This is a genomic window from Prevotella sp., assembly GCF_036570325.1.
GTDB lineage: Bacteria > Bacteroidota > Bacteroidia > Bacteroidales > Bacteroidaceae > Prevotella.
Genome location: NZ_DATCYK010000016.1, coordinates 1 through 3,349, shown reverse-complemented (window position 1 = coordinate 3,349; position 3,349 = coordinate 1). Strand labels below are relative to the sequence as shown.

General features: G+C 49.8%; 2 protein-coding genes. Both read left to right on the top strand.

Annotated elements, in window-relative coordinates:
* Positions 1-119: 119 nt before the first annotated feature.
* The gene (locus tag VIR50_RS01425; protein WP_331933367.1) at positions 120-1,544 is read left to right on the top strand and encodes a hypothetical protein; all 1,425 of its coding nucleotides are present in this window, start codon (positions 120-122) and stop codon (positions 1,542-1,544) included.
* Between the two features lie 737 nt (positions 1,545-2,281).
* Positions 2,282-3,349, top strand: a 1,068-nt coding sequence (locus VIR50_RS01420; RefSeq protein ID WP_331933366.1) for a sugar-binding domain-containing protein, incomplete at its 3' end; no start/stop codon positions are given.

The following is a 3,349-nucleotide window of genomic DNA, read 5'->3' as shown; positions in this document are numbered from 1 at the left end:
CCACGCCAATATATAATGAGCGTAAGGTTTGATTTCTAAAGGCCAACGCCCCATCCTTTGACGATAACAACGGGCGAAGGAGAACATCAACACCTATTTTTCAACGAATAAAACACATCATGAAACTGTCAAGATACATATTAACCGCGGCCTTAGGACTGACGTTCACCGCGTGTAACTTAGTGGAACCGGGCGACATTGTCAACCCTAACGTGGACGAGAAGGCCTTTCTCAAATCGGCCAACGCCATGCAAACATGGGTCAACGGCACCGAGAAGAACTTCGCGCAAGGCATTGGCGAGTATTGCCAACTGATGGAAATACTGTCCGATAACTACTATAATAACTACTCAAGGAGCAGCAATGTCTTCGATTATCCACGCTTGGCCAACACCGATGACGACGTGAAGAAGCTCCAACGCTGCATAGGCAACATGCGTGAGGCGGCCGACTATGCCTTCAACGTGGTAGCCAAACACGACAAGGACTTCACCCGTGAGGAGCAATTCAAGATGTATTACATCAAGGCCTACAGCTTTCTCTTGGCCGGCGAATACTTTACGGGCCTGCCGATGAGCGAAGGCGGCGAGGTAAAACCGTGGAAAGACCACCTGCAACAAGCCATCGCCACGCTCGACGAAGCCCTGCCTTTGGCGGCAAACGCCGAGGACAAGGCGTTCATCCATACGCTCAAGGCCCGTGCCTACTACCGATTGGGCCAAAAGGAGCAGGCCAAGGCCGAGGCCAAAGCGTCGCTCGGAGCTTCCGGGGAGTACGTAAAGCAGGTGCAATTCGATGGTGATAACAGCGTGAACAACGTGGCTCAAGAGGCCATTTGGGGCACATGGTTCCAGCCACTGCCCCGTCTGGATTTCCTCGACCCCAAGTTTTTCATGCTCAAGACCAACGAGCAACGCCCCATCTGCATAGCCAAGGCCGAGGAAAACCATCTCATTTTGGCCGAGGCAGCAGTGGCTGAAGGCCGCGTCAGCGAAGCTAAAGACATCTTGAAGACGCTCCTCAAGCTGGTCAAAGGGCGCCCCGTGGAAACCAATATCGACGATCATTTGGAGGGAAGGTTCAACGGTGGCACGAAGAAATACCCCAACAGCTCGGCCTACAAGGTAGCGGCTTCAGCGGGAGAGCCTTTCCGTGAGAAGCTCGTCCTCGACCGTCAGGCGCCTCATCTCATATCCGTGCCCTACATCTCGGGTACTTCGGCGGACGAAGCGATGATTGACCACTGCACGACAGTCGACGAAACGCTGCAACTCATCTACCTCATGAGGCAGGAAATCTTCATGGCCGAGGGTCGTCGCGTGGCCGATTTGGGTATCAGAATGCCCGTGGGCGACGTGGAAATAGCCCACACGCCGTCGGCCAAAGCCTATGGCGAGGCACTCATTCCCGACTTCATTCCCCTCGACCACGGCCTCGACGCCTTTACGATGGACGAAGATAAGAAGCTGGTAACCATCACTTACAACATGAATAAGGTTATCGTGGAACAGAAAAAGAGCCCCTACGTGGCGCCTTTTGAGTAACAATAATTCTTTAAGTTGACGAGTGAACTTCGTAAAGTTAACGAGTTGACAAGTAAACAAGTTGACAAGTTATTAGTTTTAAGTGAACGCGTGAACTGTTTAAAATTGACGAATAGAGCGTGAAAGTTGACGAGTGACGAGTAAACAAGTTGATAAGTTGATGGCTTTAGTAGATAAGTCTACGACAAAAGTTTACGAGTTAACTAACTGAATGATAATAAGTTAATTATTATATTTTATCAATCAAAATGTTTGAGGGCAGCCCTTGGCGTGTAAAAGGCCATCTTTTGCACGATCAAAGGGCTGCTTTTACGTTGTCAAAGGGCTGCTTTCGCATTGTCAAAAGCCCTCTTTCACACGGTCAAAGGGCTGCTTTCAAAAAACCGAAAGCAGGCCTTTACCATACTATCCTTAGCCACTCGCTATTAAATCATTGGCCTCCAAGCTATTAAACCATCCTTTCTTACCACCCACTTACCTACCATCTACCGGCCTACTCCCAACTAAAAACCATCAACTCGTCAACCGATTACTCGTTAACTTGCCAACTTTACAAAGTTGATTCGTAAACTCAAAGCAGCCTACTCCCAACTAAAAACTAACAACTCGTCAACTTGTCTACTCGTTCACTCGTCAACTAAAACAATCAACTTGTCAACTAAAAAATAACCCTTTGCCGATAACAGATTATTATTATTTTAATTACCTTTGCATCAAATCTATCAATTACAACCTCTATGAACATCTTGTTTCTTATCCTCTCCGTGCTAAATGTTATCCCATATTGGCAGGATGTCAACGTAACCAGTATTAATGCGGAACGTCCCCGCACCGATTTCATGGTGTACGAACAGCTCAACAACGCCGCCACACAGCGTTACGAGAACAGCCGTTGCTACCAATCGCTCAACGGCACGTGGAAGTTTCTCTACGTAGACGCCTACAAGCAACTGCCCGAAGGGGTCACCCAACCTACTTACAACACCGCTTCGTGGGCCAATATCACCGTTCCCGGCAACTGGGAAATGCAGGGATTCGGCACTCCTATCTACACAAATCAACCCTACGACTTCATGCCTTCGAGGCCACAACCGCCACTCTTGCCCGAGAAAAATCCCGTGGGCGTGTACAGCCGCACCTTTTCCGTGCCATCGACATGGGCCGGTAAGGACATATATTTGGCCCTCGACGGTGCCAAGTCGGGCGTTTACGTCTATCTGAACGGCCACGAGGTGGGCTACAACGAGGACTCCAAATCAAAGGTGGAGTACCTTATCAATCCCTATTTAAAGGAAGGCAACAACACGCTTACACTCAAAATATTCCGTTACAGCACCGGTTCGTACTTGGAATGTCAGGACTTTTGGCGCATGAGCGGCATTGAACGCGACGTTTATCTTTGGGCACAAAACAAGGTGGCGTTGCACGATTTCAAGGTGAAATCCACGCTCGACGACGCTTACCGTGACGGTATTTTCCGCCTGCAAGCCGAAATCAAGAACCACACGGGGCGCAAGCAGAAGGTAAACGTGGGCTATGAGCTGCGCAAAAACGACGGAACCATCGCCCTCGAGGGCCAAAAGAACATGGTCATCACCGACTCGTCGGCCATCGTCAACTTCGACGCCACGCTGCCGCAGGTGCTCACATGGACCTCCGAGGCCCCCAATCTGTATCGTCTTTTCATCACGGTAAACTGGGGAAAGAAGCAAGAAATAGTGCCTTATAACGTGGGATTCCGCCGTATAGAGCTGAAAACGGTTCACAACCTTTCGCCCAACGGCCGTGCCGACGCTTGTCTCTTT